We start from the raw sequence: 26291 nt of genomic DNA on the forward strand, positions 1-26291 counted from the left end.
TCAGTGATGTCGAGCACTTTGACTGGTCGTCCCATGGTTTGCCTCTGCCTGAAAATGCACTCCTCAAAGTAGACTATAACCACTCATATAAATTCTATTTATTTTTGTTAAGGGACACTAGGAACCTGGGCGTGCCTGTCAGATCAGGCACGCACCGGTACCTCAAGTGTTAGAGATCCTTGATTTGTTCCGCGTAACGTTCTGCAAATGGCACGAACTCTTCACATTGCTCATCGCTACAAAGAATATTACCGCTCTTGATATCGTACACCCAGCCGTGCAGGTAGATCTTTTTGGTGGCAATTTTGGCCGCGACGCAGGGGTGGGTACGAATGTGGGCGACCTGCTGCAATACGTTCTGGCTGATGGCTTCGTTGAGGTAACAAGGATCCAGCGGTTCATTCCAGGAAATACCATGGCGTTCACGGACAATATCCATGGCGGAACGACAATGACCCAGCCATTCTTTTACGTGTGGTAAACCCTGATCCTTGATGGCTTGAATATCCAGCGCACCCTTGATCGCGCCGCAGTCGGTATGGCCACAGATAATTACATGGCGCACACCCAATACGGCAACAGCGTATTCGATCGAGGCGGTCATGCCCCCAGTGAAGTTGGATGGCGGCGGCACGATGTTACCCGCGTTACGACAAATAAACAGATCGCCTGGCTCGGAGCCAGTGACCATATTGGGGTCGATGCGGGAATCGGAGCAGGTAATAAACAGGACATCCGGGCTCTGGCCATCGGCCAGTTCACCAAACAGGTCTTTATTTGCCGGATAGACGTTTTGCTGAAAATTCAGCACGCCCTGCACCAGTTTTTTCATCTTGCTTCCTCAAAATTCCATCAAACGATTGTTCAAAATTATAAGCCGGAGGTTACGTTACCCGCATCGGCAACACATCCTTTTTGATCTCGAGAATAATAATAATTCCGACAACAACGGCGGAGTTGAGCAGCACGACCAGATGCTGACGATTCTGTTGCTACTGCTACCCTGGTTGCCGCTATTCTTCCGCGACTGATCTGCTGTGATTGGCCCGCCAAGCAGATCCGTTTTACAGACCTGTTTGGCGGTTTGTTGATCAGCCAATTTCGATCAGCACTTCTCCCGGTGTAATACGATCCCCTTTGGCAACATAAACGGCCTGGATGGTACCGGCCACATTGGCATGAATTTCAGTTTCCATCTTCATTGCCTCCGCTACCATAACGGCCTGCCCGGCTTTCACCTCGTCACCTTCTTTGACCAGTACATCCACGACGTTACCCGGCATAGTCGCGGTAACATGGCCCGGCTCGGTTGCCCGTTTGCGGCCTTTGCTGGCACCATCGTCAACGTATTCGTTCAGTGGTTCGAAGATCACTTCCTGCGGCACGCCGTCCATGCTGAGGTAGATCTTGCGTTTGCCAGCGCCAAAGTCACCCACACCCGTAACGGCAATGTCGTAGCTTTCACCGTGAACATCAATGGTGAACTCGGTCGCCACACCCATTTTTGCTTTGCTATCACTGCCAACCGGTAACAGCGCCTCAGGCACCAGCGTGCCTGCAGCCCGCTGTTGCAGGAATTCACGACCAAGGTCCGGGAACATCGCGAACGTCAGCACATCTTCGTCACTCAGGGCGAGGTCACCAATATCAGCTTTCAGTCGAGCCATTTCGGCATCGAGCAAGTCGGCTGGACGCGCTTCGATAATACCTTCCGAGCCAATTGCCTGCTTTAACAGTTCGGCATTTACCGCTGCCGGTGCTTTGCCATAACCGCCTTGCAGGTAGCGTTTCACTTCGTTGGTGATGGTTTTGTAACGCTCTCCGGCCAGCACGTTGTACACCGCCTGAGTGCCAACAATCTGGGAGGTGGGGGTTACCAGCGGCGGAAAGCCGAGGTCTTCGCGTACTCGTGGAATTTCCGCAAACACATCACGAATCTTGTCGAGGGCGTTTTGCTCTTTCAGTTGGTTGGCGAGGTTGGACATCATGCCGCCCGGCACCTGGTTGATTTGCACCGAGACGTCTTCCCGAGTGAACTCGGATTCAAACTGGTGGTACTTTTTGCGTACCTCGCGGAAGTAGTCAGCAATATCACCCAGCTGCTCCAGATCCAGCCCGGTGTCGTATTCTGTGCCTTTTAAGGCGGCCACCTGGGATTCGCAAGCCGGATGGCTGGTGCCACTGGCAAAGGAGGAGATGGCGGTGTCTATGCGGTCGACTCCCGCTTCGATTGCTTTCATCTGACACAGCGGCGCCAGACCGGAGGTGCTGTGGCTGTGAATCACCACGTCCACGTCCACGGCTTCTTTTAACGCCTTGACCAGATCATAGGTGCCATACGGGGTCAGCAGACCGGCCATATCCTTGATGGCCACAGAGTCTGCACCCATGTTGACCAGATCTCTGGCCTGCTGCACAAACAGATCCAGCGTGTGTACTGGGCTGGTGGTGTAGCAGATGGTGCCCTGGGCGTGTTTACCAGCGGCCTTGACCGCTTTCATGGCAGTTTCGAGGTTACGCAGATCGTTGAGGGCGTCGAATACCCGGAACACATCCATCCCGTTTTCAGCGGCTTTATGAACAAACGCCTCAACCACGTCATCGGCGTAATGACGGTAGCCGAGCAGGTTCTGGCCGCGCAGCAACATTTGCAAACGGCTGTTCGGCAGCGCAGCGCGTAATTGACGCAGACGCTCCCACGGGTCTTCTTTCAGAAAACGGACGCAGGCATCAAACGTAGCGCCGCCCCAGACTTCCAGCGACCAGAATCCGGCCTGATCCATTTTTTCGCAGATCGGCAGCATGTCTTCGGTGCGCAGACGGGTAGCAATCAGTGACTGATGCGCATCACGCAGAGTAACGTCTGTTACTTGTACTGGCTTCTTGATCATTTTCAAATCTCCTGGTCAAAGTGGGAGTCAGGCGGCCATGTGGGCTGCGATGGCCGCGGCCAGCGCCAGGGCAATTTCACTGGGGTGACGTTTTTCCGAGTAGTTCAGCAGCTCGGGGTGGCTAGGCACAAAACTGGTATCAAAGACGGCTTTTTCAAAATCCGGATGACTGAGAATCTGCTGGTAGTAAGGAGCGGTGGTTTTCACTCCGCGCAGGCGCATATCGTCGAGGGCACGCTTGCCTCGGGCGATCACTTCTTCCCAGGTTAATGCCCAGCAAATCAGTTTCAGGCACATGGAATCGTAGTAGGGCGGAATGTCGTAACCGGTATAAATGGCGGTATCGACCCGTACTCCCGGCCCACCTGGTGCATAGTAATGGGTGATACGACCAAAGCTGGGCAGAAAATCATTTTTCGGATCTTCGGCGTTGATGCGGAACTGCAAGGCAAAGCCACGGTAGCTGATGTCTTCCTGACGGTAGCTGAGCGGCAAACCGGCAGCAATACGCAGCTGCTCGCGGACAATGTCGACTCCGGTAATCTGTTCGGTAATGGTGTGCTCCACCTGAACACGGGTGTTCATTTCCATGAAGTAGACCTTGTTGCCAGACAGCAGGAATTCAACCGTACCGGCATTTTCATAGCCCACTGCGGCAGCAGCCTTGACGGCAAGGTTGCCCACATACTCACGCTGCTCCGGCGTGAGTTGTGGACTGGGTGCAATCTCAATCAGTTTCTGGTTGCGGCGCTGGATCGAGCAGTCACGTTCGTACAGATGGATCACGTTACCGTGGCTGTCGGCCAGAATTTGTACCTCGATGTGGCGCGGATTAACAATGCATTTTTCCAGGAACACATCGGCAGAACCAAAGGCCTTGGTGGCTTCGGAAATGACCCGAGGGTACTGCTGTATCAGTTCTTCCGCGCTGTCGCAGCGACGAATGCCACGACCACCGCCACCGGAAGTCGCCTTGATCATCACCGGATAACCCACGGTTTCAGCCAGCTCAAGCGCTTCGTCAACGTTAGCCAGGTTGCCGTCAGAGCCGGGGGTAACCGGCACGCCAGCACCACGCATCGAGTCACGGGCCTGAGTCTTGTCACCCATACCATGAATAACGGCAGATTTCGGGCCGATAAAGGTGACACCCTTTTCTTCACACAGGCGGGCAAATTCGGCGTTTTCAGACAGAAAACCGTAACCAGGGTGAATGGCATCACAGCCGGTTTCTACCGCCAGGTTTACCAGCCGTAAAGGATCAAGATAACCGGCCAGCGCATCTTCCCCCAGCGAGTAGGCTTCATCGGCCCGCTTGACGTGCAAGCCATAGCGGTCAGGCTCGGTGTAGATGGCGACCGAGCGAATTCCCATTTCGGCGCAAGCGCGCACAATACGCACCGCGATTTCGCCGCGATTGGCGATCAGTACCTTCTTCAGCATGAGTCAAGCCTCAAACGTGGTTGATGCATTCCACACTACGTTACTCGGATATTGATCCAAAATTGATATTATTTTAGATAGCTATAAGTTTTACCTTATAGTCAGCTATTTACTCCGGTCTTATATGCCAAATTCTGTGCAACAATTGGTCAATCGATTGTCTTTCCGACAGCTGCAGGTCTTTCGGGCTGTTTATCGGCACCGCAACTACAGCAAGGCCGGGGAGCAACTGGGTTTGACCCAGCCAGCCGTCAGCTCACAAGTACGACAATTGGAACAGGCGCTGAAGCAGCCGGTATTCGAATACGTCGGCCGCAAACTGTTCTGCACTGCCGCCGGGGAGAAATTGGCCTCCTGCATCGACGTCATTTTTGATGAACTGGGGGCGTTACAAAATCAACTGGTAATGATGGGCAATCAGGTTGCCGGTGAGCTGAATATTGCGGCGGTTGATACCGCTCACTGCGTGCTGCCGTATCTGTTGCAGGACTTTATGGCCAACCACCCACAAGTACGGGTGCATGTGCGGATGGTAAACCGTTCCGAGTCCATGCGACGCCTGCACGATAACACCGATCATCTGGTGGTGATGGGCATGGCTCCAGTGGATAAAACCCTGGCCACACTGCCGTTTCTGGACAATGAGCTGATCCCGCTGGTTGCTCCCGGCCACCCGTTGCTGGCACGCCGCGAAGTGGGTATTCAGGAGTTTCTGGCGCAAGGGCTGATTATCCGCGAGGAAGAATCCGGTACCCGTCAGGCGCTGGAGCTGTGGAGTAGACAATGCCGTATTCCATTGCAACCAATCATGCAGATCGACTCCAACGACGGCCTGAAACACGCGGTTATCGCGGGCCTGGGAGTAACGGTATTACCGAAGCTGACGGTACTGTCGGAGTTACAGAACGGCAGTCTGAAACAACTGCCACTAGCGGGCTTTCCGTTACGCCGCTCCTGGTGTCTGGTGTACCTCAGCGACAAGCAACCGAACCCGGCGATGCGGGCCTTTGTGGATTTTGTCCAGGACAGCATCCAGGCTATCGAACAGCAATTTGCCCGCCGCTCAGCCAGCGTCAGCAGCGCAGCCCCAAGCCAGACAGACTGAGACGGTGTCAGAGGTTGAAACGCAGGCCCAGCCCGAATGAGCCAAAATATTGCACCCGTTCGACCTCGTAATCTTGATAGGTGTTGGCCAATGCACCGCGCATACCAACAGAACCATCAAAACTGAAGCGATACACATTCAGTGACTGTCGCACCGCGAACCAGACACCGGGTACATTGCCTGATTGGATGTCATTATCGCTGCCTCTATGCTCCAGATTTTCATAATACAATCCAGCTGCCAACGCACCTGAGTACCAACGTTTGAGCAGACGAGTACCCAGTTCTCCCCCCACACTGATACCTTTCGACTGTAACACCCGGCTGCAATCTCTCTTGGTAGCAGCAGCGCTGTACAGCGTTTGACAGCTGTCGGCCCAGACATAATAGCTATTCAGCTCAACACCGACATAATTGGACAAGGCGTGCCGCAAGGACACTTCCACACCCTGGATTTGCTGGAACGATCGATTTCCGCCCGCCCATGGCTGCTGTCGATAGTTTGGTACAAAGCGACTGAGAACCACACGGGTATTGTTCGGCTGAAAATGGGAATCGATAAACCAACGCCCCAGTGAGCGTGACTTTTCGTGCATATCTTGCGCGGCAACAGCCTCGCCGCCATCAGTAATAGCCTGTGTATTGGCAGTAGCAGCCTGTGTACTGGCCAACGGTAATAACGGTGCTAACAGCAGCAAAAGTGAAGGCAGGCGGAAACAGCGATCCAGACAGCGCATAGTCAATCCTTTGGCAGAGAATTCGGACATTCTTGCATTGGTTTATGAAGAAGTCGCTAATATTACCGGACAAAAGCACCCACCGGTTACCGCCGAGCAGAATACAATCGGCTCATAATAAACACCCAGACCGGCCTCTCTCTGCCGATCACAACAGGAGCACCCCGTGCCAGAATTAGTCAACCAATACAGCCTGGCCTTACAGGCCTTGATGCTGATGTTTGCCACACTGTTGGTACAAAGCCTGGTAGCCACTCTGGCGCATCGCAAACAGCCGCATTACATCCCAGGTATCGTTGACAAACAACTGAGCCATGCCTCCTTTGTGTTCCGCAGTCACCGCACCTTTATGAACTCGCTGGAGAACCTGCCAATGATGGTCGGCCCGGTACTGGTGGGTCTACTGTCTGGATTTGATGCCGTACACCTGGGGCTGATGTGCTGGATTTACGCCATAACCCGCCTGCTGCATATGGCGCTGTATTACGCCATTGCGACCGAGAAGAATCCCAGCCCGCGCAGTTATTTTTACAGCATCGGGCTGTTGGTGAACGTCATGCTAATCGTGATGGTAACGGTTCATCTGCTGAGCAGCCGTTAATCCACGAACAAGCTGGCGTGTATTACTGTCCGATCAGGAAGAGACTTGCGGGTACAAAATCACGTTCGAACAACGAAACAAGGCGATGGTCTTGCCACTCGTCTCATCCACCACTTCGGCATCCCAGACCTGGGTGGTTTTACCCAGATGCCGCGCCGTTGCAGTACACACCACACGGCCGTCACGGGTCGTGCCGAGATAATTGGTTTTTAATTCGATCGTAGTGAACGACTGCCCGCCTTCCGGCAAATGCAGTACGGTGGCATAGCCACAGGCCGTATCCGCCAGCGACACCACACTGCCGCCGTGCAAATAGCCGTTGGGTGCCAGGTGTTGCGGCGTGACATTCATGGCAGCCACCAGCCGACCTTCATCAAACGCCAGTATTTCCATACCCAACAGACCTGGCAGATGGCCAGCACCAAGGGTGTTTAATTGTGCCAGCGTGATCATGGGGTTTAATCGACTCATAACAGCCTCTTCTGATTAACAGGATTGGTTAACGGGATTGAGTATCGGGGTGGTTCAGATACACGGCAGATGGCCGCGCTCGCAAGCGCTCGAGGTAATCCGCCAGCGCCGTCCTCTGTTTAATCAGCTTGCCTTCGGCATCCAGCACGGGTGCCTGGTCGGCGTAATGCAAAAATGGCGTGATCAGGGCATCGGCCATACTGTAATGCTGACCGGCCAGCCAGCTGTGTTGATTCAGCTGTACCTCAATAATGGCCAGAAATACGCGGGCTGCAGGCAGGTTTTCCTGCACCCGATCCATACGAATCTGGCCATCCTCACCCTTGGGAAATGCCAGTTCCAGTAGCAGGCCATCCATCAGGTTCTGGCTGGCGTACTGGCTGGCCACCAGTGCCCATTGATCGACCAGCGCCTTTTCGGCATGCATCAGCACCTGCTCCGGTGGTTGCGCGCCCGGTAAACCGGCCAGATAACGACAAATCGCTGGGCTCTCAAACAACACCAGATCCCGGTGCAATAAGACCGGAATCTTCAAAAACGGGTTTAACGCCTGATGCGCTGGCGACCGAAATGCAATCGGCTCTCCTAACAGCGCCTGGGTATGAACATGAGTCAGCCCAAGTTCATCGCAGTAGATTCGAACAGCTCGTACAAATGGGCTGAAATGGGCTCCGTAAAGCGTCGGTGTATCCAGATCGGTCATCCTCAGATCAGTCATACCTCGTCCCTCCGCATGGGGTCTGAAATAAAGCATCGCTTGCATTAGCACCCTACCCCGACTCAAAATATGTTCAAGAACATATTTTAGGAGCCAACCATGGCCTGGAGTCCGGAACACAAACAACAGAGCCGCGAGCGTATCCTCAAGGCCGCCTCCCGGCTGTTTGCCGCCAGAGGCTTCGAACAAACCGGTATTGATCAGGTCATGGCCGCCGCCGATATGACCCGAGGAGCGTTTTACAGCCATTTCAAATCCAAAGCCGAGTTGTACACCGAAGCCATGACGTGGGCAGGAATACGCCGCTTTCGTTATGCCCTTGGTGCCGATAGCGCAGACCAACCGACCGTCGATAGCGCCCCGCCTAGTCTGAACCGCCTGGTTGAGACCTACCTCAGCGAAGAGCACGTCAGTGGCCAGCACGGCGGCTGCCCGATGGCTTTTCTGGTCACCGATATTGCCCAGCGCGACGAACCGGTACGCAGCTGTTACACCCGTTTGTTAAAAGGCATGCTGGGGAAAATGTCGGAAGTGGCACAGGTCGATCGACCACAAGTTTTGCAAAATATGGTGATGATGATTGGTGGTGTCGCCATTGCCCGAGCAGTGAACGACCCCGAGCTGCAACAAGAGTTACTGAACGCTTGTAAGACCGGCATCCAGGATAACCTCTAGCAGGCTGCAACACTCCGTACCAAACCGCCCCCTGTTGTTGCCGCAACAAGCATGACAGCATGGCAATTCAACCGATTGATTGTTGCTGGTTTTTATCGACGGCTCTACCCCAAACTGAACGAGGCCACCATGTCATTGCTTGCTGATACCCCACTCTCATTACTGGAACTGGCCACCGTCCCGCAAGGCTCAGATATTCCCCAAACCCTTCAGCACATGCTGGAACACGCCCGCCATGCGGATCAATTGGGGTTCAAACGTCTGTGGCTGGCGGAACACCACAATATGGCAGGTATTGCCAGCTCCGCCACCTCAGTACTGGTTGGTCAGATAGCGGCTCAGACCCAACAGATCAGAGTCGGCTCCGGCGGTGTCATGCTGCCTAATCATGCGCCCCTGGTGATTGCCGAACAGTTTGGCACCCTGGCATCGTTGTATCCGGATCGTATTGACCTCGGCCTTGGTCGTGCCCCCGGTACCGATCCCATCACCAGCCGGGCGTTACGCCGCGACGACATGCGCGCCGAACAATTCCCCGCCGAAGTCGCCGAGCTACAACGACTGTTAGGTGATGATACTTCCGGCAAACGGGTCAAAGCCTATCCAGGCAGCGGAACCCATGTGCCCATCTGGCTGCTGGGTTCCAGCTTGTTCAGTGCACAGCTGGCCGCTCACAGAGGCCTGCCCTATGCCTTTGCAGCCCATTTTGCCCCACGCTACCTGCATGAAGCACTGGCCCTGTACCGGCAACAATTCCGTCCTTCTGAACAGCTATCCGAACCTTATGCGATTGCCACCATTCCCCTGATTGCCGCTGCCAGCGATAAAGAAGCCCATTACCTTGCCACCAGCAGCCAGCAACGGGTGATGGCGCTGATGAGTGGCCAACCGCTGTTCTTGCCGCCACCCGTAGCCAATATGGATGAACTCTGGGACATCCCGATGCAAGCCCAGGTGCAATCCTTTCTTGCCATGGCCGTGGTGGGCGGCCCGGCAACGTTGACATTCAAACTGGAAGCGCTGGTGAAAGAGTTGGGCGTGAATGAACTGATGTTTACCAACGACATTTACGATCGGCAAAAGCGACTGGATGCGCTGGAGATTGTGATGGACGCTGTTGTCGGCAACTGACTGGCGGTTCTGCAGTAACACCACAATCTCTCGTGGCGAGGCCAATTATTCCACATGAAACCGCTGTCAGCATAAACACCGCCAAAGCCAGAAGACAACGTCCCGTTGATCCTTCGTCTGGTTGCGGCTTATCAACACTGCTGATGTACTGACAATAAGACCGTTCCTACTGACGACCAAACAACCAGAGGTGCCTGATGACAACAATAACCACCAATCTGCCCACCCCTTATCCGCCAGCCATCGTCCATCCCCACGGTATCTGGCAGCTGGATGCCGACTACGTCACCCCTGGTGTAGCCAGCGTTTATGTGATTCGTCAGGGTGAGCGCCTGGCCATTATAGAAACCGGCACCGCCTACACCGTTCCCCACATACTTGATCATATTGCCGCCCTGGGCCTGACTCCGGAACAGGTCGATTATGTGATTCCGACCCATGTCCATCTCGATCATGCCGCCGGCGCTGGCAAACTGATGGCTGAGTGCCCGAATGCCCGTCTGGTGATTCACCCTCGGGGCGCAGCCCATATGATTGATCCTTCCAAACTGGAGGCCGGAACCCGTGCAGTGTATGGCGATGAACGATACGACTCATTGTATGGCGCACTGATACCGATCGCTGCCGAACGGGTGATAGAAGCTGCAGATGCGTTTACACTCGATTTTAACGGCCGTACCCTCACCTTCCTCGATACACAAGGGCACGCCAAACACCATTTTTGTGTTCTCGACAGTGGCAGCAACAGCATCTTTACCGGCGACACCTTCGGCGTCTCTTACCGTATGTTTGATAACGATGCCGGTGAGAATCTGTTATTCGTCACCACCACGCCCATACACTTCGACCCCGAAGCCATGCGTGCCAGCATCCTGCGCCTGGCCGGATTAAAGCCGGAATGTATGTACCTGACCCACTACGGTGCCATTCGGCCCACAGAGCATAATGTTCAGCAGCTACTCGACTCTCTCGATACGGTAGTGGCTATCGCTGAACAACAACAGACACCCGTAGAAGGACGCCTACAACGCATCACCGACAGTTTGGCCGCCTGGTTATTGGAACGGGTACAACAGGTTAATCCCGCATTCGATATAACCCTGGCCAAACAGTGGCTGGCAACCGATGCCAATCTGAATGCCCAGGGGTTGGAAGTGTGGCTGACGAAAAAAAGTCAGGCATGACCAACAGATCGAGATTTAGACCGATCAATAAAAAAGCCACCGTATCGCTACGGTGGCTTTTTTCTGCTAATAACCGGCCTGTGGCGGCCTGACTCAATTACGAATCAGATAATCAAACGCCCCCAGTGCGGCGGTCGCTCCGGCACCCATGGAGATGATGATCTGCTTGAACGGCACGGTGGTGACGTCTCCGGCAGCAAACACTCCTGGCATACTGGTCTGACCACGGCTATCAATCACGATCTCACCACGGTTGCTGAGTTCGAGGCTGTTTTTCAGGAAATCGCTGTTCGGTACCAGACCAATCTGGACGAAGATCCCGGCTACGTCTAACAGGTGTTCTTCATCGTTGCGGCGATTCTTGTATTTCAGACCAATCACCTTGTTGCCGTCGCCTATCACTTCTGTGGTCATGGCTTCCTTGATGATGGTGACGTTGGCCAGCGATTCGGCTTTTTTCACCAGCACAGCGTCGGCACGCAGGGTGTCGGCAAATTCCAGTACGGTCACGTGTTCAACGATACCGGCGAGGTCAATCGCGGCTTCGATACCGGAGTTACCACCACCAATCACGGCCACCGGCTTGCCTTTGAACAGCGGGCCATCACAGTGCGGGCAGAATGCCACGCCTTTGGTTTTGTACTGGTCTTCACCCGGTACGTTCATTTCGCGCCAGCGGGCACCGGTCGCCAGGATGACGGCTTTGGCGGTTAATATTGCGCCGTTTTCCAGTTCAACCTGCTTGATCTTTTTGCCATCTGCACCGTCTATCTCGCGGATGTTGACGGCGCGCTGGTTGGTCATCACGTCAATATCGTATTCCTTGACGTGTTCTTCCAGCCCGGCGACGAGTCGTGGGCCATCGGTCGCCTTGACGGAGATAAAGTTTTCGATCGCCATGGTATCCATCACCTGACCACCAAAACGGTCGGCCACAATACCGGTACGAATACCTTTACGGGCGGTATAAATGGCAGCCGACGCACCGGCTGGGCCACCCCCCACTACCAGCACATCAAACGGTGCCTTGGCAGCCAGTTCAGCGGCTTTTTTCTCTTCGGCGCTATCGTCAACCTTGTTGAGGATTTCTTCCAGCGTCATGCGGCCATTACCAAACGGTTCGCCGTTCAGCATCAGCGTCGGCACCGCCATAATGCCCAGCTCTTCCACTTCTTTAGGGAAGACGCCGCCATCAATCATGGTGGCGGTCACATTCGGGTTCAGTACCGCCATCAGGTTAATGGCCTGCACCACGTCCGGGCAGTTGTGGCACGACAGCGAAATGTACACTTCGAAGTTCAGTGATTTGGAGAGACCTTTGGCCTGTTGCTGTAATTCCGCTTTTTCCTTGCTCGGGTAGCCACCGGCTTGCAATAAGGCCAGCACCAACGAGGTGAACTCGTGGCCCATCGGCACACCGGCAAAGGTGACACGGGCTGGCTCGCCTTCCGGGCCAACCGCCATACGTGGCACTCGGCCCGCGTCATCAGTTTTGATGGTCAGGGCAATATTCCCTGACATGTCAGAAATTTCACGCGCCAGTTCTTCCAGTTCTTTGGACTTGGGCGTTTCGTTTACAGACACCGTCAACTCAATCGGACGAACGATTTTCTGAAGATAGGTGCCCAGTTGTTGTTTCATGTTGGTATCTAACATAAATCACCATCCGGATTGAATTGAGTTAAAAATTTGCGAGTCTCTACCCACTATCAAGATCCACAGTGAGATAAATCGCCATGGGGTGGGTAAAAAATCAAGGCTGGGGGTTCCAAAGCTGGCCCGGAACCCCTGGTGGGCAAGACCCACCCTGTAACGCTGCATCGATGTGGATAACCTTGGGTTGGCCTACGACCCGAAGCATCGGTGAGGCAGGTCAGGCAAGGCGGAATCAGGCGAGAAAGAGGAGTTTACGAGTCTGTAAATGAGCATTTCGAGCCTGATTCCAACGCTGCATGAGCAACGCAGTCAACTTCGATCAGTTTAGATTTTGCCAACCAGATCGAGAGACGGAGCCAGTGTCGCTTCACCTTCTTTCCACTTGGCCGGGCACACTTCACCTGGGTGAGATGCCACGTACTGAGCTGCTTTCACTTTACGCATCAGGTCGTCTGCATCACGGCCAATGCCTTCAGCAGTGATTTCCATTGCCTGAATCACACCTTCTGGATCAATCAGGAAGGTAGCTCGGTCTGCCAGGCCCTGGCCTTCACGCAGTACACCGAAGTTGCTGGTGATAGTCGCAGTCTGGTCGCCGACCATGTAGTAGTTGATTTTGCCGATAGCTTCGGAAGTGTCGTGCCATGCTTTGTGGCAGAAGTGAGTGTCAGTAGATACCGAGAACACTTCTACACCCATGCCTTGCAGTTCGTCGTACTTGCTGGCCAGGTCTTCCAGTTCGGTTGGGCATACGAAGGTGAAGTCGGCTGGGTAGAAAAAGAATACTGCCCACTTGCCTTTCACATCGGCTTCAGTGATATCTACGAATTCACCGTTTTTGAAAGCGGTCGCTGCAAATGGCTTGATTTCAGTGTTGATCATCGTTGTTACTCCATGGAGTGAATGTGATGTGACTGGGAACGAGGTTTATAATGCGCGTTTTCAGATCATAGATTAAATTGATCTTTTATAAGGGGGTTATAGTCATTACTGATCGACCGATGTCGCAATCAGGATCATAAATAACCCCGAGAGAAAATAGGGTTATCCGCCAGCAGATGTCAACCGCTGTCCATCCGTCTGCTGCCAGCACTCAACAATACCAGCTTCGCAGATCTCGAATCGAGCAGCTCAAGCACAGCGGTTAACCCAACGCAGCAACAAAAAACGCCCGGTACTCAGAGTGGCCAGCGAGCACGAAATTCACTCGTAGCGGGTCATTGGCATCACTTAATCCGGCCACTGCTTGCCAGTATTGCGGGTCTGTGGCGCAATAACGCTGCAGTGCGCCGGCATCCACTGCCGGGCGTATAACCTCATCACCACTGCTGTCGATCAGTACCACAACGTTGTCGGAATCAAACGCCTGGCCGAGGTCCTGAACCAACGTCAGAAAGCCCCGGTCACTGCCGCCGCGTTGCCATTCACCATCAATTTGGTGAGAGGTGATGGTATCGCCAACGCCTATAATTCTGGGCATTAACGCCGGATCAAAAGCAGATTGCGCCAGTTCCAGCAGCGCGTTATGGGAGCCGGGCGCAGTACGCACGCTGAAGTCTGCTCCCAGCGGATAGGCCCCGGTTTTGGCGGCGAAATACTGATTCAGTAACACCAGTACGCCGGACTCTTTCACCGCTCCTTTGAGCATGAACTGAAAGTCGGTCGTGCCCCAACTGCTGTCATCCGCAGGTTTGATACGTTCCAGCCCAGTGGCCTGATCGGTGCCGAGATTGGGAGCGTAGTGAATAAAAAACGACTCCCCCATCCCCTGGGACTGCGCGTCTTGCAGCAGCCGGGTCATAAAGCGCTGCAGGTCTTGCTGTAACTGCCTGACAGTGGTGACCGAACCCAGTACTGCACTCAGCAAGTTGGCATTGATGGTCGGCGAAGCGCGGTTATCCAGCACCACGGCTTCCGCCAGCAGCTGGATATTTTCCCTGGCAAGGTTGTACGGTGAGTTGCCCAGCAGGTTAATCAGAAAATAGCGGGACTTGACCGGGATTTGCAGCAAAAAGGCCATTTCCTGTGAGCTGACACCCGGATGAGAGACTTTGCCAAAACGATTTTGCAGCTGCACCCCGCCAGCGCCCAGACCGGGTAAATACAGCCCTTCGGTTTTGGCAACGTCATTTCCTAACGCCCGATCAACAATCGGATTTACACCGCGTTTGCCAATATGCTCGCCATTGGTCAGAACATAGAAACGCCCTTCCTGGTTACGCACTGCATGCACATAACCGGGATCCATCCTGCGGCTCAGCGGGTCATTCACCAATCCCATACAGACGCCATCCAGATCCTGAATAATCAGATAATCCGGTGCTGTCGTCAGGGTGTCAGCCAGGGGAGATATATCGGTATGCCATTGATAAGAAGAAAGACCTGGGGTCATGAAGGCTCCGTCGTTGCTGATTCTTCAAACAAAGACCATACCATTGCTAATGCGTTTTGGCTGATGCGTTTTGGCAAGCGTTCCTTGCTGCTACGATCAACAGCAAGGAATATCTTATTCGCCTCGAGTCAGGCCTTGCTGCTTATGCTGTCGGCTGCCATCGCTGCCGTCACCTGTGGTGGCATGGAATCCAGATGTAATGTCCGGGTCGGGAAGGCGCAGTCGGCACCTTCAGCGTGAATAATGCGGATGATTTCCAGCATCACTGCTTGCTTGATCTTGTGATAGGTCGCCCAGTCGGTAGTTTTGGTAAAACAGTAGACAAAAAAGTCCAGACTGGAGGCTCCGAAACTGGTGAAATTCACCATGATCGTCTGCTTGGTATCGATATCCGCATGCGTGCGCAGCATGGCTTCGATGTTTTGCAACAGAGTATCCAGCACGTCGGAATCCTGATAACGCACGCCGATAGTTTCGTAGATACGGCGATTCAGCATCCGCGACGGATTTTCCACCGAGATACTGGTAAACACCGAGTTAGGGACATATAGCGGCCGCTTGTCGAACGTGCGAATACAGGTGACCCGAAAACCAATGCTTTCCACCGTGCCTTCGATGTTGCGGTCTGGTGAACGAATCCAGTCGCCCACCCGAAACGGCCGATCCATATACACCACCAACGAACCAAAAAAGTTGGCCAACAAATCCTTGGCCGCCAGGCCCACCACCAGTCCTCCCATGCCGCCAAAGGCCAACAGACCTGAAATAGTGATGCCCAGCGCCTGCAAGATAGGCAACGCCATCAGAATCATCACGATAACCCGAGCAATCTTGCCCACCAGTTCGATGGTGGTAGGGTCAGCACCACAGGAAATCTGTCGATGCTCAATCCGGTTGATCAGTCGCCAGATCGCCCAAGCCACCAGCACAATCAGCGACAGCTGACGCGCCAGGGGAATACTGGTCATGATCACGCCAACTTCAAAGCTGCGAGCAGTAATGTCTGCAATCCAGCTGGCTCCAATGGCAAGAATAATCCAGTTGATCGGCACACCCAGCGCGTCCACCACCACATCATCCCAATGGTTATTGGTACGGGTGACCAGAGCCAGCAAACGGCGTCGGGCAAAGCGCCATACAACCCCGGTCAACAAGGTGAGGATGATGGCCACCGAGACATCCCAGAACCAGTCATAGTTCTGGTTGATCAAGTCGTGCCACCAGTTGGGCTGGGTAAAAACGAAGTCGAACATCGGTGAGTCCTTGGCGACATCAGGAGTAATAGCATTGGGGCGAGAGAGTAGGGAAAAACAGGGAAAGTGACAATTCATCTGCCCGGTCGAATACCTATTATCACCCCAAAAATGACGGCCCAGATGGCCTATATGACCAAATCACACCGGGTTAGCCAGTTTGGAGTGAGCAGCATGCCGCCATTATCCTGTAGGGAAGGCGGCGCAATGGATTTGAGTGTTCCATCATACTGGCGTCCGAGAGCTGCTCTGTCATCAGCAGATCCGGTTCTGCCGCTGTCCCATGCTGAACCCATCTCCTTAATCCTTACAAAGACTGGGTTTATTCATGGATGCCGTTATTCCAGCCCGGCCTTTCAGCCAACCGGGATCTATTCGCCCGGCGGCCTTTTCACTTGTGCCATTTATTACATAACCCTGTTCCACAATCAGACATTATGAGCCAGCCATATAGCTGTTAGCCTCCCCGCCTTCTTGCACTATTTTCACCTCAAGGTAATCACATGAAGTCCCCCGTATCCATTGCCATCCTGTTGATGGCCAGCTCCTGCTATTCCGTTGCCAGCGAGGCTGCCATGCGCAGTCAGGGCGACTGGTACGGTTATTGGGGCTGGAATAACGCTACCTATTCCGACAGCGATATTCACTTTGAAGGAGACGACTACGATTTCACCCTGCATAACGTCTCCGCCAAGGATCATCAGACCCCGTTCAGCATCGCACAGGTTTTTCACAGCTATCTGAATCCCAGTCGCCTCACCATCCCCCAATACAACTGGCGTTTCGGCTACTTTGTACAGGACAACTGGTCGGTATCGCTGGGTTGGGATCATATGAAGTATGTGATGGTGCAGGATCAGACCGTCAGCATGACCGGCACCAACGATCGTAACGGCTTTGAGAAAACCGACCCCGCCGCCGAAGATGTCGTATTGACCGAAGACTTCCTGACCTACGAACACACCGACGGTTTTAACCAGATCTCACTGGAAACCGAAGCCTACCTGCCCCTGTGGCAGCACGGTGCAGACATGGACATCGCCCTGTTTGCCGGAGCAGGTGCGGGCATTATGTACCCCAAAAGCAACGTCAAACTGATGAGTGGCGATCGTAACGATGAATGGCACGTTGCCGGTTACAGCACGCTGGTAAAAATTGGCGTTGAAGCCAACCTGTGGCAGGGGCTGTTTGTGCGCTTTATTGGCAAATACGGCTACGCCAATATGAATGATGTGCTGACCAGCCACGACAGCAGTGACAAGGCGCGCCAGAAGATTTATTACGATGAGTACATTGGCGCGATCGGGTATCGGTTTTGAGCACCAGGTGCCAGAACCCTGGTTTTGGCTGAGTGAACCTGATCCAAGCCACCAACAGCTAAAACACAACCAATAAAACACAACAGTTAAAACAACAACGGGAGCTTATGCTCCCGTTGTTGTTTTCAGATAATGCGGCGTTCGCCGACGCTTATCCTTTGATTACAGCGCCAGCCGCTGCCGCACCGCTTCAAACAAACAAATACCGGTCGCTACCGAGACATTTACCGAGCTGACTTCCCCCGCCATGGGAATATTGATCAGATGATCACAGTGTTCACGGGTCAAGCGCCGCATGCCCGCGCCTTCTGCGCCCATCACCAGTGCCAGTGGGCCTTTGAGGTCTTGTTGGTAGACCGAGGTGGTGGCTTCGCCTGCGGTGCCCACCAGCCAGATACCACGTTCCTGCAGTTCGGTCATGGTGCGAGCCAGGTTGGTCACCTGGACATAAGGAACCACTTCAGCAGCACCGCAGGCGACCTTGGCGACGGTAGCATTCAATGGTGCCGATTTGTCTTTCGGAGCAATCACCAGATGTACTCCAGCGGCATCGGCGGTACGCAGGCAAGCACCGAGGTTGTGCGGGTCGGTCACGCCATCCAGGATCAGGATAAACGCCGGGCCAGCTATGCGGTCGAGCACATCGGGCAGGTTACGTTCACTCACGCCCTGTAGCGGTTTGCGAAACGCAATTACACCTTGATGGTTACCGTCGGCTTTCTGGTTCAGTAAGCCTTTGTCGGCTTCACGCACATCCAGGCCAAGCCGTTGGGCTTCGTCCAGCACTCTTTGCATACGCTGATCAACGCGGCCTTTTTGTACCCAGATTTCCGTCACCTGATCCGGACTGCGTTGCAGCAGGGTGGTGACGGCATGCAGGCCATATACAGCATCAAGCTTCATTCATTTGTCTCGTCAGCGGGCAGGTATCGGCCTGCCCTCGGGTTTATGCAGTGTCAGGGTTTGGTGACGCTTTTGGCTTTGGGCGCGGCTTTACGCTTGGCTTTTTTGACCTTGCTGGCTGCTTTCGGCTTGTCTTTGGCGGCAACCGGTGCTGTACCGGCCGGGGCTTTTTTGGCGTTCAGCTTCTGGCGTTTGCTCGACGATTTTTTGCGGCTTTTTTTCCTGGCTCCGGCTTCCTTGTCGGCGCTGGCGGTATCACCAACGACAGCACTGGTGGGTGCAGCAGCAACAGCAGCCGGTTTTTTACGACGACGGCCGGAAGGTTTCAGTACTTCTTCTTTTACCCCGGCAGCACCGGTCTTGACACCAGCACCAGCGGCGGCTGGTTTGGAGCGTCGACGTGGTAATCGCGGTGGCTCAGGCATGGCTCGCCCGGCATTACCGGGGGCGGTTGCCAGATCAAAATCAACCTTGCGCTCATCGAGATTAACACCGGAGACCTGCACCCAGAGGCTGTCACCCAGGCGGAAAGTACGCCGAGTACGTTCGCCGACCAGGCGATGTTTGACGGCATCGAACTGGTAAAAGTCGTTCGCCAGCGAGGAGATATGCACCAGTCCTTCGACATAGACGTTTTTCAGTTCAACAAACAGGCCGAAACCGGTGACGGCGGTAATCACGCCTTCAAAGACTTCGCCGATCCGATCCTGAATGTACTCACATTTAAGGAAATCATTCACATCGCGGGTGGCGTCATCGGCCCGGCGCTCGGTCATGGAACAATGTTCACCCTGCTGAATGACCTGCGCCATGTCGTAGGGATAAATATCGGCCTTGGCCAGCGGTTTGGCACCGTCTGCACGGGTAGCATTGCTGCATTCCTGCTCGCTGCGAATCACGCTGCGAATGGCACGGTGTACCAGCAAATCCGGGTAGCGGCGAATCGGCGAGGTAAAATGGGTGTAGGCCTTATATGCCAGCCCAAAGTGACCTTCGTTTTCCGGGTGATACACCGCCTGGCTGAGGGAGCGTAATAGTACCGTCTGAATCAGGTGGGAATCTGGACGCTGCTGAATACTATTCAGTAGTTCCTGGTAGTTCTTGGGGGTCGGCTTGGCTTTGCCGGTGTTGATCGACAGTCCCATTTCACCCAGGAAAGAACGCAGGTTTTCGAGCTTTTCGTCACTTGGCCCGGCGTGGACACGGTAGACGCACGGCACCTTGTATTTATCGAGGAAGTTGGCGGCACAGACGTTGGCGGCCAGCATGCACTCTTCGATCAGCATATGAGCGTCGTTACGGGCAACCGGCACGATTTCCTGAATCTTGCGCTCGGCATCAAACACAATGCGGGTTTCTACCGAATCAAAGTCCATCGCACCACGTTCTTCGCGCTTGCCCCGTAAGAGCTGGAACAGGCTGTAGAGGTTTTCGATATGCGGCACGACGGCAGGGTAATGATCGCGCCACACCTGCCCTTCCTCACTGCGTGGTGTTTGCAGCATCATCCAGACCTTGTTGTAGGTCAGCCGGGCATGGGAGTGGATCACCCCTTCCATAAACTTGTAGCCGGAGATATTGCCAGCTTTGGAAATGGTCATTTCACACACCATCACCAGGCGATCCACTGCCGGGTTCAGCGAGCACAAACCGTTGGAGAGTTTTTCTGGCAGCATGGGTACAACAAAACCGGGGAAATACACCGAGTTGCCGCGAGTGTGGGCTTCCTGATCCAGGGCTGAACCGGGTTTGACGTAATGGGATACGTCGGCGATGGCAACGTACAAACGCCAGCCACCAGTGTTCTTGTTGCGCTCGCAGTACACCGCATCGTCAAAATCGCGGGCATCTTCACCGTCAATCGTGACGAAGGGCAAATGCCGCAAATCAATACGATTGGCTTTGTCCTGCTCGCGGACTTCGTCAGACAGTTTTTTAGCTTCGACCGTCACTGCCGCAGGCCATTCATGGGGAATATCGTGGCTGCGAATCGCCACTTCAATTTCCATTCCCGGTGCCAGGTGTTCGCCCAGAACCTCGATGACCTTGCCAATTGGCAGACCGCCCTGCTTCGGCTGGGCGGTGATTTCGACCACCACAAACTGGCCGTGTTCAGCACCGTGGCGGCCTTCTGCTGGCACCAGCACTTCCGTACTGACACGTTTGTTATCCGGCTGTACTACGCCAACGCCGGATTGATCAAAATAGCGCCCGACGATGTGTTGGGTGTTACGCTCAATCACCTGGACAATCTTGCCTTCCGGGCGACCACGTCGATCCAGCCCGAGAATTTGTACGGCGACCTTGTCGCCGTGGAATACTTTGCGCATTTGACGGTTCGACAAATAAATGTCGTCATCGCCGTCGCGCAAGACAAAACCAAAACCGTCTTTGTGGCCCATTACTACGCCAGTCACCAAATCGGCTTTTTCCATCGGAAAAAACTGGCTGCGGCGGTTACTCATCAGTTGGCCATCGCGAGACATGGCAATCAGTCGGCGACGCAAAGCCTCAACCCGCTCAGGGTCGGTTTCTGCCAGCGCTTCACACACATCTTCATGAGTCATTGGGCGACCGGATTGCTCCAGCAACGCCAGCAATGCTTCCCGGCTGGGAACCGGATTATCGTACTTCTGTGCCTCCAACGCAGCGTTGGGGTCGTGAATGGGGGAGTGTTTTGGGGTGGGGGAATCCGTCAATGTACGGCTCCTGTTCTTATGAGGGGTGTGTTAGGGCGCCACAGGCGGCTGATTGAGACTGGTTTTATGTTATTCATGCTAATCAGTATACCCAAAGGTGGCGGATGCTGCTCAATCTGCTGTCACAGCCCACGAATATTAATCAGTAGGGATTCTCGATGAGCCCCGGCGGCGGTCAGCTGATCGAGATAATCCTGCCATAACGAATCCTTATTCAGGCATAAATGGCGCAGATAATGCCAATCGTACAGCCCGGAATCATGACCATCGTCAAACACCAGTTTCAACGCATAGTTACCGGCTGGTTCGATCCTCAGCAGGCCCACGTCTTTCTTGCCCGATTGTAATACGCCGTTACCCGTACCATGGCCACGCACTTCGGCTGAAGGGGACAGTACCCGCAGCAATTCAAAGCTGAGCTCATGCGTTTCATCGCCATACCGTAATTCCAGGCAACGGCTGTTTTTTCTGACTTTTATGCCATCTGGCTTCATTGGTGCACCTCTCTGCCGATAACGGCTTGTATCTCTGAAATATAACCTAGACTGACAACATACCGCGACGACATAGCCTGGTATTTACCGAAACGCATCCGGTACAACCTCTCGTCGCCCACGCCGATACCGAACAGACGAGAAACGTATTATGTCTTTATTTCGCAACATCAGTATTCGGAGCCGCCTGTGGCTCTTATTGGGAACAGCCATAATCTGCGTTGTTATCATCCAGATCACGGCGTTGCAACAGACCTATAACACCCTGACCAATGCCAAGAACCAGAGTGTCCAACAGCTCACCGATAATGCCTACAGCTTGCTGACGCACTTCGCCAATCTTGAAAAAGAAGGCCTCAGTCGTGCAGAAGCCCAGCGTTTGGCCAAAGAAACCATCACTGCCCAGCACTACGACAACGGCAGCGGTTACTTTTTTATCCAGAGTACCGACAACATCATGCTGGCGCACGGTGCCAACCCCAAGCTGAACGACATGGACATGTCGGATCTTAAAGATGCCAACGGTCGGCCCCTGACCCGTGATATCACCAAAGTGGCCTTGGCGAACCCGGATGGTGGTTTTGTACATTATTATTGGCCCAAAGCAGAACAAAGCAATCCTGTCGCCAAGGTCAGTTTTGTCCGTTTGCTGCGGGAATGGGGCTGGGTCGTGGGGACTGGCGTCTATACCGACGATATTGACACTGTCTTCCGCAAGACAGCCCTCCATATGATCTCGACCTCGGTGGTTTTTGTGCTATTGCTGGTCGGTACTATCTACCTTATTTCCAACAGCATCCGACAACCGCTGCACAATGTTAACCGCGCCATGTCAGACATTGCCCGTGGTGAAGGGGATTTGACCCAGCGACTGCCTGCTCAGGGCAATGATGAAATCACCGAGATTGCGCGTTCCTTTAACCTGTTTGTTGAGGCCATTCAGAAAGTCGTATCGGAAAGCAAAAGTACCACTCAGGTGCTGGGCCAGCTAACCAACAATATTTCTGACATCAGCCGTACCACCCGTGAAATGACCGAACGCCAGTTACAGCAAAGCGATATGGCGGCTACGGGCTCCCACGAAATGAGTCTGACCATTCAGGAAGTCGCCGGTAATGCCGAGCGGGCGGCAGGTGCGGCGCGGGAAGCAGACGACAACGCCAGACGTGGTTTGCAAACCATGCAGGATACCCAGCAGCGCATTACTGACCTGGCCAACAGCATCAACCAGTCCAGCGACGTGATTCGAGGCTTGCAAGCGGAGACCGACTCGATTGGTTCCGTACTGGACGTGATTCGAGGCATTGCCGAGCAGACCAACCTGCTGGCATTAAATGCAGCCATTGAAGCCGCACGGGCGGGTGAACAAGGACGAGGTTTTGCCGTCGTGGCGGATGAAGTGCGTACATTGGCTTCCCGCACTCAGGAATCCACTCAGGAAATCAACAACATGATTTCACGGCTGCAAGAACAGGCGGTGCAGGCAGTATCGTCAATGGAGCAAAATGCCCGTAATTCGGAAACGACCTCGGAGATGTCCAAGCAGGCCAGCGAAACCATTGCCTCCATTTCCTCGGCAGTCAGCACCATCTCAGAGATGAACCTGAGTATTGCCGGTGCCGTCGAAGAGCAGAGTGTCGCGTCGAACGAGATCAGCAGCAATATCGTTCAGATTGCCGAGGCCTCACGTACCATCAGTGAAAACGCCACCCGTAACGACAACACGGTGACCAGCCTGGCGGAGAGTACTCGCCAGTTAAATAGCCTGATCGAACGCTTCAAAGTGTAACCCGCTCGCACTGCATGAGTCGCAGCAGTAGTGACACGACAATAGCGACACGACAATAGCGGTAATCAACAAAGGGGGCGCGTGATGCGCTCCCTTTGTCTGTTGCCTGCTCTGTTACTTGTCAGTAGCAATACAACAAACGTGAGTTCAGGCATCAGCTCAGAGAATAAACTGGCTCAGATCGTGATTTTTCACCACATCACCCAGCTGGGTTTCAACATAGGCAGCGTCAATCACGACCGCCTCGGTCAAATCGGTGGCATCAAACGAGACCGTTTCCAGCAGGCGTTCCATGATGGTGTGCAAACGGCGGGCACCAATATTTTCAGTACTTTCATTCACTTCGTAGGCGATCTCGGCCAGCCGCTTGATAGCATCCGGGCGGAATTCAAGATCCACACCTTCTGTTTTCATCAAAGCGCGGTACTGCTCGGTCAGTGATGCGCTTGGCTCGGTCAGGATGCGTTCGAAATCACCTGGCGTCAGCGCCTGCAGCTCCACCCGAATCGGCAAGCGACCCTGTAACTCCGGAATCAGATCCGATGGTTTGGCTACATGGAAAGCACCGGAGGCCACAAACAGGATATGGTCGGTCTTGATCATGCCGTGTTTGGTGCTGACGGTGCAGCCTTCGATCAATGGCAGCAGATCTCGCTGCACCCCTTCGCGGCTGACATCACCGCCAGAACCCGACTCACCCCGTTTGGCGACCTTGTCTATTTCGTCGATAAAGACGATGCCATTCTGCTCAACCCGTTCGACAGCCCTGGCTTTGAGGTCATCCATGTTCAGCATTTTCGCGGCTTCTTCGTCTTGCAGTTGCTTGAGGGCATCACCGATTTTCAGCTTGCGAGTGGTTTTTTTCTCACCCCCCATACTGGAAAACATGCTCTGCAACTGGCTGGTCATTTCTTCCATGCCGGGAGGAGCCATGATCTCAACGCCAACCGGTGTCTGAGAGACGGCAATATCAATTTCCTTGTCATCCAGCTGACCTTCTCGCAGTTTCTTGCGAAAGATCTGGCGAGTTGAAGAGTCTGCCGGTTTGACATCGGTGGTGGTGTCCCACTCGCTCTGGGTAGTGGAGCGTGGTGGTGGTAACAAGGCATCGAGAATACGTTCTTCTGCGGCGACGGCGGCCCGGTGTGCCACCTTCACCATTTCCTGCTCACGCAGCATCTTGATGCCGGTTTCGACCAGATCACGGATGATGGATTCTACATCCTTGCCAACATAGCCCACTTCAGTGAATTTGGTGGCTTCAACCTTGATAAAGGGGGCATTGGAAAGCTTCGCCAGACGCCGGGCAATCTCGGTTTTACCCACCCCGGTCGGACCAATCATGAGGATATTTTTCGGTGTTACTTCATCACGCAGCTCTTTTGGCAACTGCATGCGACGCCAGCGGTTACGCAAGGCAATCGCTACGGAGCGTTTGGCGTTCTGCTGACCAATAATATGGCGATCCAGCTCGTGAACAATTTCTCTCGGGGTCATTTCGCTCATGCGTTATCTCCGCCAGACAGGCATTCAACCGTCATATTGTTGTTGGTAAACACACAGATTTCCCCCGCAATCGTCAGGCTTTTTTCTGCAATCTCACGCGCATTCAACTCGGTGTTGTGTAACAACGCACGCGCTGCTGCCAACGCATATTGGCCACCGGATCCCACGCCAATCAGGTCTTCTTCCGGCTGTACCACGTCGCCATTGCCGGTAATGATCAATGACGCCGTGTGATCAGCCACTGCCAGAATGGCTTCCAGCTTGCGCAGGGCACGGTCTGAGCGCCACTCTTTGGCCAGCTCCACGGCGGCACGCGTCAACTGGCCATGATGCTGTTGCAGTTGTGCCTCAAATTTTTCAAACAGGGTAAATGCATCCGCAGTGCTGCCTGCAAAACCGGCCAATACCTGGTTGTTGTAGAGCCGACGCACCTTGCGCGCATTGCCTTTCATCACAGTATTACCCAGTGAGACCTGGCCATCACCAGCAATCACCACCTGGTCACCGCGCCGGACGGATACAATTGTTGTCATAACGTCTTCCTGCTTACATTCGGGTCAGCGGTAAAAGATGGGGCCGTCAGTCACGAAATCAAGTGCCACTAACGGGATTCTGTTTGCAGCAGCGCTTGCCTTGGCTTGCGGTAACTTGCGGTAAATAGTTGCCTGCTCTGGTCGACAACCGGATACTCTGCAGCTGGACGATACGCTGGAAACCAAGATGATTACTGCCAATACTGTTGTTGAATTACACTACCGCATGACCGACACCGATGATCAACTGATTGAGTCGACCTTCGATGGCGAGCCCGTATTTTATATGCACGGTAAAAACCAGATGCTGGCGGCGTTTGAAACTGCCCTCAGCGGACACGCGGCAGGTGATGAACTGCTGCTGACCCTGACCCCGGAGCAGGCTTATGGCCAACCTCGTAGCGATGCCCTGCAACGGGTGCCGGTAAAACACCTGCAAGGGGCCAAACGCTGGCGCGCAGGCATGACCGCCGAGGTGCAAACCGAACATGGCCCGCGCAAGGTCACACTCGTCAAGGTTGGCAAGTTTATGGCCGATGTCGACACCAACCATCCGCTGGCCGGCAAAACGCTGAATTTCCAAGTGTCCATTCTCAGCACCCGAGCAGCCACAGCCGAAGAACTGGCCCATGGCCATGCACACGCAGGTGGGCACTGTGGCCACTGAGCGACCAGCTCGAAGTCGCAGCCTTGTTGACCAAATCAATAAAAGCGTCGCTTTTCTGGCGTAAAGTAATCACTCGCCAGAAAAGCACTGCAACAATGAACCATTATGGGTGTCGGCCTTCCAAA

Annotated in this window: 23 protein-coding genes; 8 read left to right on the forward strand and 15 right to left on the reverse strand. The window is 54.1% G+C overall.

What is annotated here, in order from left to right; all coding sequences use genetic code 11:
* Positions 1-169: 169 nt before the first annotated feature.
* From WG929_RS18775 to WG929_RS18785, 3 genes are all read right to left on the reverse strand, one after another.
* Positions 170-832 carry a carbonic anhydrase gene (locus WG929_RS18775; protein ID WP_369856441.1) on the reverse strand — a complete coding sequence of 221 codons (663 nt, stop codon included), beginning with the start codon at positions 830-832 and terminating at the stop codon, positions 170-172.
* 259 nt (positions 833-1091) lie between these two features.
* On the reverse strand, positions 1092-2891 hold the full coding sequence (gene oadA, locus WG929_RS18780; protein ID WP_369856440.1) for a sodium-extruding oxaloacetate decarboxylase subunit alpha: 1800 nt from the start codon (positions 2889-2891) through the stop codon (positions 1092-1094).
* A 27-nt stretch (positions 2892-2918) separates the two neighbouring features.
* Entirely contained in the window at positions 2919-4334 is a 1416-nt protein-coding gene (locus tag WG929_RS18785; RefSeq protein ID WP_369856439.1) for an acetyl-CoA carboxylase biotin carboxylase subunit, read from the reverse strand.
* 157 nt (positions 4335-4491) lie between these two features.
* On the opposite strand from WG929_RS18785, the gene WG929_RS18790 reads away from it, so the two are divergent.
* Positions 4492-5439, forward strand: coding sequence for a LysR family transcriptional regulator (locus WG929_RS18790; protein ID WP_416207299.1), 948 nt, complete (start codon positions 4492-4494; stop codon positions 5437-5439).
* A 7-nt stretch (positions 5440-5446) separates the two neighbouring features.
* Here WG929_RS18790 and WG929_RS18795 read toward each other — a convergent pair whose 3' ends face one another.
* Positions 5447-6175, reverse strand: a complete 729-nt coding sequence (locus WG929_RS18795) for a hypothetical protein (RefSeq protein WP_416207300.1) — start codon at positions 6173-6175, stop codon at positions 5447-5449.
* 166 nt (positions 6176-6341) lie between these two features.
* Here WG929_RS18795 and WG929_RS18800 point away from each other — a divergent pair, with 166 nt between their 5' ends.
* Positions 6342-6776, forward strand: a complete 435-nt coding sequence (locus tag WG929_RS18800) for an MAPEG family protein (RefSeq protein ID WP_416207301.1) — start codon at positions 6342-6344, stop codon at positions 6774-6776.
* 33 nt (positions 6777-6809) lie between these two features.
* Here WG929_RS18800 and WG929_RS18805 read toward each other — a convergent pair whose 3' ends face one another.
* Positions 6810-7247: a PaaI family thioesterase gene (locus WG929_RS18805; RefSeq protein WP_416207302.1), complete on the reverse strand. Its 438-nt coding sequence runs from the start codon at positions 7245-7247 to the stop codon at positions 6810-6812.
* Positions 7248-7275: 28 nt separating this feature from the next.
* Entirely contained in the window at positions 7276-7965 is a 690-nt protein-coding gene (locus tag WG929_RS18810; protein WP_416207303.1) for a glutathione S-transferase family protein, read from the reverse strand.
* A gap of 99 nt (positions 7966-8064) precedes the next feature.
* On the opposite strand from WG929_RS18810, the gene WG929_RS18815 reads away from it, so the two are divergent.
* From WG929_RS18815 to WG929_RS18825, 3 genes are all read left to right on the forward strand, one after another.
* On the forward strand, positions 8065-8640 hold the full coding sequence (locus WG929_RS18815) for a TetR/AcrR family transcriptional regulator (protein ID WP_369856432.1): 576 nt from the start codon (positions 8065-8067) through the stop codon (positions 8638-8640).
* 129 nt (positions 8641-8769) lie between these two features.
* On the forward strand, positions 8770-9771 hold the full coding sequence (locus WG929_RS18820) for an LLM class flavin-dependent oxidoreductase (RefSeq protein WP_416207332.1): 1002 nt from the start codon (positions 8770-8772) through the stop codon (positions 9769-9771).
* Between the two features lie 197 nt (positions 9772-9968).
* Positions 9969-10955, forward strand: a complete 987-nt coding sequence (locus tag WG929_RS18825; RefSeq protein WP_416207304.1) for an MBL fold metallo-hydrolase — start codon at positions 9969-9971, stop codon at positions 10953-10955.
* 93 nt (positions 10956-11048) lie between these two features.
* Here the strand turns inward: WG929_RS18825 and ahpF are convergent, their stop codons facing one another.
* The 4 genes from ahpF to WG929_RS18845 form a co-directional block, all read right to left on the reverse strand.
* Positions 11049-12611 (reverse strand): alkyl hydroperoxide reductase subunit F, encoded by a 1563-nt coding sequence (gene ahpF / locus WG929_RS18830; protein ID WP_369856428.1) that lies wholly within the window; start codon positions 12609-12611, stop codon positions 11049-11051.
* 324 nt (positions 12612-12935) lie between these two features.
* Positions 12936-13493, reverse strand: coding sequence for an alkyl hydroperoxide reductase subunit C (gene ahpC, locus WG929_RS18835; protein ID WP_416207305.1), 558 nt, complete (start codon positions 13491-13493; stop codon positions 12936-12938).
* 262 nt (positions 13494-13755) lie between these two features.
* The gene (gene stpA, locus WG929_RS18840; RefSeq protein ID WP_416207306.1) at positions 13756-15003 is read right to left on the reverse strand and encodes a glucosylglycerol 3-phosphatase; all 1248 of its coding nucleotides are present in this window, start codon (positions 15001-15003) and stop codon (positions 13756-13758) included.
* A gap of 128 nt (positions 15004-15131) precedes the next feature.
* Positions 15132-16256, reverse strand: a complete 1125-nt coding sequence (locus WG929_RS18845) for a mechanosensitive ion channel family protein (protein WP_416207307.1) — start codon at positions 16254-16256, stop codon at positions 15132-15134.
* 503 nt (positions 16257-16759) lie between these two features.
* Between WG929_RS18845 and WG929_RS18850 the strand changes: the two genes are divergently transcribed.
* Positions 16760-17575, forward strand: coding sequence for a hypothetical protein (locus WG929_RS18850; protein WP_416207308.1), 816 nt, complete (start codon positions 16760-16762; stop codon positions 17573-17575).
* A gap of 162 nt (positions 17576-17737) precedes the next feature.
* Here WG929_RS18850 and rlmB read toward each other — a convergent pair whose 3' ends face one another.
* The 3 genes from rlmB to WG929_RS18865 form a co-directional block, all read right to left on the reverse strand.
* Positions 17738-18478 (reverse strand): 23S rRNA (guanosine(2251)-2'-O)-methyltransferase RlmB, encoded by a 741-nt coding sequence (gene rlmB, locus WG929_RS18855; protein WP_369856423.1) that lies wholly within the window; start codon positions 18476-18478, stop codon positions 17738-17740.
* A gap of 53 nt (positions 18479-18531) precedes the next feature.
* Complete coding sequence (gene rnr, locus WG929_RS18860; RefSeq protein WP_416207309.1) at positions 18532-21177, reverse strand: ribonuclease R; 2646 nt, start codon at positions 21175-21177, stop codon at positions 18532-18534.
* A gap of 122 nt (positions 21178-21299) precedes the next feature.
* The gene (locus tag WG929_RS18865; RefSeq protein ID WP_416207310.1) at positions 21300-21671 is read right to left on the reverse strand and encodes a gamma-butyrobetaine hydroxylase family protein; all 372 of its coding nucleotides are present in this window, start codon (positions 21669-21671) and stop codon (positions 21300-21302) included.
* 151 nt (positions 21672-21822) lie between these two features.
* Between WG929_RS18865 and WG929_RS18870 the strand changes: the two genes are divergently transcribed.
* Positions 21823-23460 (forward strand): methyl-accepting chemotaxis protein, encoded by a 1638-nt coding sequence (locus WG929_RS18870; protein ID WP_416207311.1) that lies wholly within the window; start codon positions 21823-21825, stop codon positions 23458-23460.
* Between the two features lie 159 nt (positions 23461-23619).
* Here the strand turns inward: WG929_RS18870 and hslU are convergent, their stop codons facing one another.
* Together hslU and hslV are read right to left on the reverse strand one after the other, a co-directional pair.
* Positions 23620-24966, reverse strand: a complete 1347-nt coding sequence (gene hslU / locus WG929_RS18875) for an ATP-dependent protease ATPase subunit HslU (protein ID WP_416207312.1) — start codon at positions 24964-24966, stop codon at positions 23620-23622.
* Positions 24963-25499: an ATP-dependent protease subunit HslV gene (hslV, locus tag WG929_RS18880; protein WP_369856418.1), complete on the reverse strand. Its 537-nt coding sequence runs from the start codon at positions 25497-25499 to the stop codon at positions 24963-24965. Before hslV ends, hslU begins: the two co-directional genes overlap by 4 nt.
* Positions 25500-25686: 187 nt before the next feature.
* Here hslV and WG929_RS18885 point away from each other — a divergent pair, with 187 nt between their 5' ends.
* Positions 25687-26166, forward strand: a complete 480-nt coding sequence (locus WG929_RS18885; protein WP_416207313.1) for an FKBP-type peptidyl-prolyl cis-trans isomerase — start codon at positions 25687-25689, stop codon at positions 26164-26166.
* Positions 26167-26291 lie beyond the last annotated feature (125 nt).

This window comes from Oceanobacter antarcticus (assembly GCF_044962685.1).
Classification (GTDB): domain Bacteria; phylum Pseudomonadota; class Gammaproteobacteria; order Pseudomonadales; family Oceanobacteraceae; genus Oceanobacter; species Oceanobacter antarcticus.